This window comes from Blautia sp. ZXY-1-B12 (genome assembly GCF_056339915.1).
Window position 1 is genome coordinate 1 of the sequence record NZ_JBWJVP010000242.1, and the last position, 8,217, is coordinate 8,217.

General features: G+C 43.8%; 6 protein-coding genes and 3 pseudogenes. 7 read left to right on the forward strand and 2 right to left on the reverse strand.

Features of this window, described 5'->3' with window-relative positions; translation table 11 throughout:
- Positions 1–871: 871 nt before the first annotated feature.
- Positions 872–1,021: pseudogene (locus tag AC075L_RS17190) on the reverse strand (DUF6783 domain-containing protein).
- Here AC075L_RS17190 and AC075L_RS17195 point away from each other — a divergent pair.
- From AC075L_RS17195 to AC075L_RS17220, 6 genes and pseudogenes are all read left to right on the forward strand, one after another.
- Positions 971–1,084: pseudogene (locus AC075L_RS17195) on the forward strand (DUF6783 domain-containing protein); the annotation flags it as partial. The pseudogenes AC075L_RS17190 and AC075L_RS17195 sit on opposite strands and share 51 nt — an antisense overlap.
- Before the next feature lie 211 nt (positions 1,085–1,295).
- A complete protein-coding gene (metG, locus tag AC075L_RS17200) occupies positions 1,296–3,254 on the forward strand; it encodes a methionine--tRNA ligase (RefSeq protein WP_008705369.1) in 1,959 nt (652 codons plus the stop codon).
- 262 nt (positions 3,255–3,516) lie between these two features.
- Positions 3,517–3,993, forward strand: coding sequence for a cyclic pyranopterin monophosphate synthase MoaC (gene moaC / locus AC075L_RS17205; protein ID WP_020993229.1), 477 nt, complete (start codon positions 3,517–3,519; stop codon positions 3,991–3,993).
- A 126-nt stretch (positions 3,994–4,119) separates the two neighbouring features.
- On the forward strand, positions 4,120–4,608 hold the full coding sequence (locus AC075L_RS17210) for a MogA/MoaB family molybdenum cofactor biosynthesis protein (protein ID WP_022379966.1): 489 nt from the start codon (positions 4,120–4,122) through the stop codon (positions 4,606–4,608).
- A gap of 166 nt (positions 4,609–4,774) precedes the next feature.
- Positions 4,775–5,203, forward strand: coding sequence for an MOSC domain-containing protein (locus AC075L_RS17215; RefSeq protein ID WP_008705366.1), 429 nt, complete (start codon positions 4,775–4,777; stop codon positions 5,201–5,203).
- Positions 5,204–5,406: 203 nt separating this feature from the next.
- The gene (locus AC075L_RS17220) at positions 5,407–6,186 is read left to right on the forward strand and encodes a TatD family hydrolase (RefSeq protein ID WP_195990551.1); all 780 of its coding nucleotides are present in this window, start codon (positions 5,407–5,409) and stop codon (positions 6,184–6,186) included.
- Here the strand turns inward: AC075L_RS17220 and AC075L_RS17225 are convergent.
- A complete protein-coding gene (locus tag AC075L_RS17225; protein WP_118574195.1) occupies positions 6,180–7,634 on the reverse strand; it encodes a CapA family protein in 1,455 nt (484 codons plus the stop codon). The genes AC075L_RS17220 and AC075L_RS17225 overlap by 7 nt on opposite strands.
- A gap of 341 nt (positions 7,635–7,975) precedes the next feature.
- Here AC075L_RS17225 and AC075L_RS17230 point away from each other — a divergent pair.
- Positions 7,976–8,217, forward strand: a pseudogene (locus AC075L_RS17230) (MarR family winged helix-turn-helix transcriptional regulator); the annotation flags it as partial.

Below are 8,217 nucleotides of genomic sequence, written 5' to 3' on the forward strand. Positions count from 1 at the left end.
TATAGAATTGTTATAGTTTGGTTACTGTTCACACACCACTATCCCGCGAGGTGTTTTGGCATGAATATGCCAAAATCCCGAGACATACAAGCCAAAATTACATTGCCGCAGGCAATCTGGAATGAATTTTGGCTACGTTACTGAGAACGGAGTGAACAATAACGATGTGGGTTTACAAATCCATCAAAATGTGCTATATTTTCCCTATAATAGGAAATAACTATTTCCTATAGCTAACAGCCTTCCACGATCACAGAGTGGAGTGCTGTCACGAAATAACACAAACTCATTGAAGAAGAGAGTAGATCCGCAGACCGTATTACAGAGAAATCCCCATGGATCATATATCACAGATTCAAAGGCTGAGAGGGATATGCAAGGAGCAGGTTGAAGATGGCTTCCGAGAGGCACTGCTGAGAGCCAACAGCTTTAGGCAGCGACAGGCACGCCTGTTACAGCGTAGAGGTATCACAATGTACCTCCCAAGGTTTCCCCGCGCGAGCCCGGAAACGAACAGAAGTGGTAACACGGGTAATACTCGTCTTCTCAGATAATCTGAGGAGACGTTTTTTATGTTATAGGAAATTACTCTGTAATGTTCCTATAACATAAAAAAGCCCTCCGGGCAGGATCACACTGCGACAGAGAGGAATTATTTCCCCCAACACCAGTTCCTTCCTACCATGAAGAATTTATGTTTTTCTTCCATAAATAAGGAGCAGTTGTTACCATTTCAAAAATCAGCCTGGGAAATTATTTCTCTTTCTATGCATTTGCAGGGATCGTGTAAATCTTAGTGCCTGGAAATCTGCGTTATGAACAAAAATCTCACTGTCTGAGCGAATCGAGTTTGAGATTTTTGCGAATGCTTTTAGCAGATTTTCAGACACTTAGAGTTACTAGAGCGTGTCTGAAAAATCATTCCCGCAATCTGCACGCCCCACTTTGCAGGATATTTCACCCGAATTCAGTTGCCGTAGCCCGCTACGGCGCCCTCATCCGGGCAAAATATCCCACAAATTGTGACGCACATCTTGCAGAAAGCATTTTTCAGACACACTCTAGTACATCGTTTTCGAAATAACTATACCACTCACTTGTCTGCGAATCCGATTGCACAGGTCTAAAAGCCTCAGCGTAGCCCGCTACGCCTGCGTTTTTATACCAGCACACTCGAATCCGCATCCTACGCGATTGGTATAGTTATTTACGAAACGCTGTACTAGATCCCGAAACCGCATAGAAAGAGAAATAATTTCCCGGGCGTCCACATTAAAAAAGGAGACAACAAACCCATGGAAAAACAGAAATACTACATCACCACCGCCATCGCCTACACATCCGGCAAACCCCATATCGGCAACACCTATGAAGTAGTTTTAGCCGACGCCATCGCCCGCTACAAACGCCAGCAGGGCTACGACGTATTCTTCCAGACAGGAACCGACGAACACGGCCAGAAAATCGAATTAAAAGCCGAAGAAGCCGGAATCACCCCAAAAGAATTCGTAGACAACGTATCCGGTGAGATCAAAAGAATCTGGGATCTGATGAACACATCCTACGACAAATTCATCCGTACCACAGATGAAGACCACGAAAAACAGGTCAAAAAAATCTTCAAAAAAATGTACGCAAAAGGCGACATCTACAAAGGACACTATGAAGGAATGTATTGTACACCATGCGAATCTTTCTTTACAGAATCCCAGCTTGTAGACGGCAAATGTCCGGACTGCGGACGCCCATGTGTACCTGCAAAAGAAGAAGCATACTTCTTCAAAATGAGCAAATATGCTGACAAACTTATCGACTACATCAATACACATCCGGATTTCATCCAGCCGGAATCCCGTAAAAACGAGATGATGAACAACTTCCTTCTCCCGGGACTTCAGGATCTCTGTGTATCCAGAACTTCCTTCAAATGGGGAATCCCGGTAGACTTTGATCCGAAACACGTAGTATATGTATGGCTTGATGCCCTTACAAACTACATCACAGGAATCGGCTACGACTGCGATGGCGAAAGCACAGAACAGTTCAATAAACTCTGGCCTGCAGACCTGCATCTGATCGGTAAAGACATCATCCGTTTCCATACAATTTACTGGCCGATTTTCCTGATGTCACTGGATCTGCCGCTTCCGAAACAGGTATTTGGACATCCATGGCTTCTTCAGGGCGATGGTAAGATGAGTAAATCCAAAGGAAATGTAATCTATGCAGATGAACTGGTAGACTTCTTCGGTGTAGATGCAGTTCGCTACTTCGTACTTCACGAAATGCCATTTGAGAATGATGGTGTGATCACATGGGAACTGATGGTAGAGCGTCTCAATTCTGAACTTGCTAACACCCTCGGAAATCTTGTAAACCGTACCATCTCCATGTCAAACAAATACTTCGGCGGTGTGGTAGAAAACAAAGGCGTCACAGAACCTGTAGATGATGATCTGAAGAACTTCATTCTCTCCGTGCCTGCCAAAGTAAACGAAAAAATGGATAAACTCCGTGTTGCAGATGCAATGACGGAAGTATTCACAATCTTCAAACGCTGCAACAAATACATCGACGAAACAATGCCATGGGCTCTTGCTAAGGATGAAGAGAAAAAAGACCGCCTTGCAACAGTTCTCTACAATCTGGTTGAGGGAATCTGCATTGGTGCGGTTCTGCTGAAATCCTTTATGCCGGAAACAACAGAGAGAATCCTTGCCCAGTTAAATGCACAGGACAGAGAACTGGAAGACCTTAAGACCTTTGGCCTCTATCCGTCAGGAAATAAAGTAACTGAAAAACCGGAGATCCTTTTCGCCCGCCTTGACCTGAAAGAGGTACTTGCAAAGGTGGCAGAGCTTCATCCGCCGAAAGCAGAAGAACCTGCAAAAGAAGAAAAAGAAGACGTAATTGATATCGAAGCAAAACCTGAGATCACATTTGAAGATTTCGGCAAGCTTCAGTTCCAGGTTGGTAAGATCATCAAATGTGAAGAAGTAAAGAAATCAAAGAAACTGCTCTGCTCACAGGTACAGATCGGCAGCCAGGTGCGCCAGATCGTATCCGGAATCAAAGCACACTACAGTGCAGAAGAAATGGTAGGTAAGAGGGTTATGGTAGTTACAAACCTGAAACCAGCCAAACTTGCCGGTGTACTCAGTGAAGGAATGATCCTCTGCGCAGAAGATGCAGACGGAAATCTTTCCCTGATGGTACCGGAAAAGGAAATGCCTGCAGGTGCAGAAATCTGCTGATCTTTGTATTACTGCGAACAAAGCGAATGGTAGCGAAAATGTGTGAAAACTTACGAATATTATCTTGACAAATACACTCTCAAAAGCTATATTAATATTTAGATAAAGGGGAGTGACTGACTCATGAGTATTCATGGTGTCGTCAATTTCGGTGGGTAAAGACTCCAACCGTATCGTGATGAACAGGCGAGGCTTTTATTGTATGTTCCCGTACAATAAGAGCCTCGCTTTTTGTAAAAACTTAAACAGGGGGATTTTGATCATGTCACAGGGTTTTAATCATTTTGATGAGAACGGAAACGCAGTTATGGTAGACGTTTCCGGGAAAAATATCACTTACAGAACAGCAGTTGCCACAGGTGAGATTCATGTAGGAGAAGCAATCATGGAGGCTGTGAAAGAGGGTTCTGTGAAAAAGGGAGATGTGCTTGGAGTAGCACGTGTAGCGGGGATTATGGGAGTGAAAAGGACTTCTGAGTTGATTCCCATGTGCCATCCGCTTCCGATCCAGAAATGTTCCGTAGACTATGAACTGGATGAGACAAACGGAATTATCCGCGCTTTCTGTACAGTGAAAACAGAAGGCAAGACCGGTGTGGAAATGGAGGCACTGACAGGGGTTCAGGTGACGCTTCTGACGATTTATGATATGTGTAAGGCAATTGACAAGCATATGGTAATGTCCAATATTCATCTGGTTGAAAAGACGGGCGGTAAGAGCGGAGATTTCCATTTTTGATATCCACAAATTACTTTGCGATTTGCAAAATATTTGTTGGGTAAAATGAAAGAAATGTGTATAATGGAAATACAGAATGGCAGATAACGAAAAAAATTATCTGCCCGACAGGGAGGTTTTTATAAAATGAAAAGAGTAGCGATCATTACATCCAGTGATACGGGATATCGCGGAGAACGTGAGGATTTAAGCGGACCTGCGATCCGAGAGATTGTTGAGAAGAATGGATATGAGGTTGTGTCTGAAGATGTTCTGCCGGATGACAGAAAGATGTTGTCAGAGAGAATGGCGGAAATTGCAGACAGCGGTACAGCGGAACTGATCCTGACAACAGGCGGAACCGGTTTTTCACCCAGAGATATTACACCGGAGGCAACGGAGGATATTATTGACAGACGTGTACCGGGGATTCCGGAGGCAATGCGTGCGTACAGCATGACTATCACGAAACGCGCCATGCTCAGCCGTTCTACGGCAGGTATCCGAAAAAAAACACTGATCATCAATCTTCCGGGAAGTCCGAAAGCTGTAAAAGAGAGCCTGGAGTATATTATTGATGCGCTTGGACATGGCATTGAGATCATGACAGGGGAAGCAGGGAACTGCGCAAGATAACTGATGGCGATAACAGGGATAAGAAAGCAGAGTAGCGTCAGAATGTACTGACGAAAAGAGAAATCGGTGAGCCAAAGCAGAGAAGATAAGCTGACGGCAAGAAACGGAAGAGCAGGTACGAAAACAGTATCTGAAACTAAAACAGGAAGGTAAAAGGGATAATCTTATGGGAAAAGTAATTGCGGTTTGTACAAGTGAAAGAAAGGGAATACAGAAGACAAGTGTTCCGGAGATTAAAGTAATTGAGGACTGGGGAATCGAGGGTGATGCCCATGCCGGCAAATGGCACCGTCAGGTAAGTCTGCTCTCTTTTGACAAGATTGAAGATTTTCGCGCCAGAGGTGCAGAGGTAGAAGACGGGGCATTCGGAGAGAACCTGGTGGTTCAGGGAATCGACTTTGCCACACTTCCGATCGGCACGAAATTCCAGTGCAATGATGTAGTCCTGGAGCTGACACAGATTGGAAAAGAATGCCACAGCGGATGTGCGATCTTTAAGAAAATGGGAGAGTGCATTATGCCGAAACAGGGAGTTTTTACGAAGGTTCTCCATGGAGGTGTGATCCACCCGGGGGATGAGCTGGTAATTTTATAACAGATTTTTAACTGGACTATAGCAATTCTCATAAATAATGTATATTGATCCGGTTTATCAGAGCGCAAAGTCCTGCGTCAGATATCTTTGCCGTGCGTCAGCACGCCTGCAGATATCTTCCTTGTCCTTCGCACCCTGCTGAACTGTCTTGATTGCATTATTTCATGGAATTGCTATAAGATTACATGAGGAGATTGGAAAAAATGATTATTGATACACATGCGCACTATGATGACGAGGCCTTTGACACAGACAGGGAAGCGCTTCTTATGTCTATGTACGATGGAGGAATTGAGAAGATTGTGAATGTCTGTGCATCTGTAGGCGGTTTTCAGGATACTGTGAAGCTGATGGAGAAATATCCTTTTGTATATGGAGCAGTGGGAATCCATCCGGATGATGCAGATAAGATGACACAGGAGACTCTGGATGAGATTCGCAGATTATCCCATATGGACAAGATGGTGGCAATCGGTGAGATCGGGCTGGACTATTACTGGCATAAGGAAGAAGAGGAACATCAGATCCAGAAGAAAATGTTTCGCGCCCAGCTTGACATTGCCAGAGAAGAGAAGCTTCCGTTTATGATCCACAGCAGAGAAGCTGCCGAGGATACTCTGAATATCGTCAGAGAATATATGCAGGGTGGTATGTATGGCGGTATCATTCATTGTTTTTCATATAGCAGGGAGATTGCGGCAGAATATCTGAAAATGGGACTGTATCTGGGAATCGGCGGAGTTGTCACTTTTAAGAACGCAAAGAAACTGAAAGAGACGGTTCAGTATGCACCCCTGTCTCAGCTTGTTCTGGAAACAGACTGTCCCTATATGTCTCCAGAGCCAAACAGAGGTAAGAGAAATTCGTCATTAAATCTGCCTTATGTAGTACAGGCAATCGCAGAACTGAAGGGAATTACAGCAGAAGAGGTCATTGATGTGACCAGACAGAATGCAGAGAAACTGCTGGGTATTCATCAATAACCGCTGTCATATTCGTTTGAAGAATCATCGGAACTTTCATCCGAAGAGCTGTCAGAACTGTCGGAAGAGTCTTCGGTTCCGTCTGATGTGTCTGCCTGATATTCCCAGGAGTGGATGGATTCTGTATCTTCCACTACATTTCCGGTAGTTTTGTCGATCATGTTGCCCTCCCAGTCAAACTTGACGTTCAGCAGGTTTGTATTTGTGGAAGGCTTCACATTCATGGACATGATTTCCTTAAATTTGGCTTTCAGGTTATCGAGAGTAAACTCATCACCGATCACATTTCTTACACTGTGGGAAGAAGCAAGTTCTTCTGTATAATCATCCAGCATATATGGTCCGTATTCTCCGTTATCGTAATCATAATGCATGACCATAGGTTTCACTTCCGGAGAAAGGATCTGGATGGTTGATTTGCCGTTCAGAGTTGATTTCTGTATGGTAAAACTTGCCATTCCTTCCAGAAGTTCCGGGAGTTCCTGCTGAGTGGAAACAAAGTTTCCGAGGGAGTAGAATATGGTGGTATTGTGTCCCTGGTCATCAGAAAGCTGTCCGTAAGGCTGAAGCACATGCGGATGACCGCCAATGATCACATCAACACCCTGCTGCATCAGAAAAGCGGCCCATTGTTTCTCGTATTCATTTGGCATGGTTTCATCTTCTGTTCCCCAGTGAGCCACAAAGATGATGCAGTCGCTGATTTCTTTGGCTTTCTGGATCATTGTGGTGATCTTATCCTTATCAAAGATATCGATCATGTACTCATATCCTTCTCCTGCACCGGAATTATTGGTGCCGTATGTATAGTCAAGAAAAGCAATCTTAATACCATTCACTTCTTTTACTTTGACAGTGTCTGCATCTTCCTGGGTGGCGTGGATGCCAAGTACAGGAATATCCGGATAATTGGTGCTCCAGAAATCCAGAGTACTTTTCAGATAGTCATATCCATAATCATCGGCGTGATTTGTGGCGGATTCCACTACATCAAACCCTGCTTTGATAATGGCATCTCCCACTTCCTGGGGAGTGGCAAAAGAAGGATAAGTGCTGACAGCATCGTGGCTTGGAGCAAAAACCGTTTCCTGGTCGATCATGGCTACGTCTGCAGCCTGGATTTGGTCCAGAACATGAGTGTAGATATGGTCATAATTCCATATGCCGGAGTCATTTTCGCCGGATTCATACAGCTTGCTGTGATAAAGATTATCTCCAACAGCAATTACACTTGCAGTGGAGATGACAGGTGTTTCAGCTTTGATCTTATCCTGCTGTTCCTTGAGAGCCGCTGCTTCTGCTGCTTCTTTCTGCGGTTTACGGATCAGGGTGTAATCCATCTGATGCATCACCAGAACGAGCAGAACCAGAACAATAACAGAACATAGAAGACTGATCCGGGAGTTGATTCTCTCCCGTAAATTAAGTGGCATATTATTTTTTTTCATAGAAAATTCCCTTTAACTAAAATAGTTCTTAACAGTGAGAGTGCTGAACAGTTACAGCAATCTGCAGCCTGTATTGCTGTCCTCAGTACCGTATCCCAAATTCATTGCAGACTGCATACGGAAATGAGACAGGAGCGTATGAATTGTAATCTATCTGTCCATTATAACAAATTTCATGGTTCAAAGAAAGAATTAAGAGAGAAATTCTTTGAAAACCTGCCAGAAATGCTTTGTGAGACAAAGTATTTTAGTGTATAATAGGTAGCAATATAACCATAATGTACAAACATGCTACAGCAATGCTATATGGAATTGCTGTAGCAAAAGAGGGAGGTAACCGGATGAACCATTATGAGGCAATTAATGATGTACTGGTCAATTTATTTAATGAGATTCTGGACCTGGAAGAACGGGCATTGATTACGGGAGAATATAAGAATATTTCCGTCAATGATATGCACATTATTAATGCAGTAGGTATCCGGGAACAGAAGAATATGTCAACAGTAGCCAGAGAACTGAATGTGACTGTGGGTACATTGACGATCGCTGTGAATAATCTTGTAAAGAAGGGATATATCCA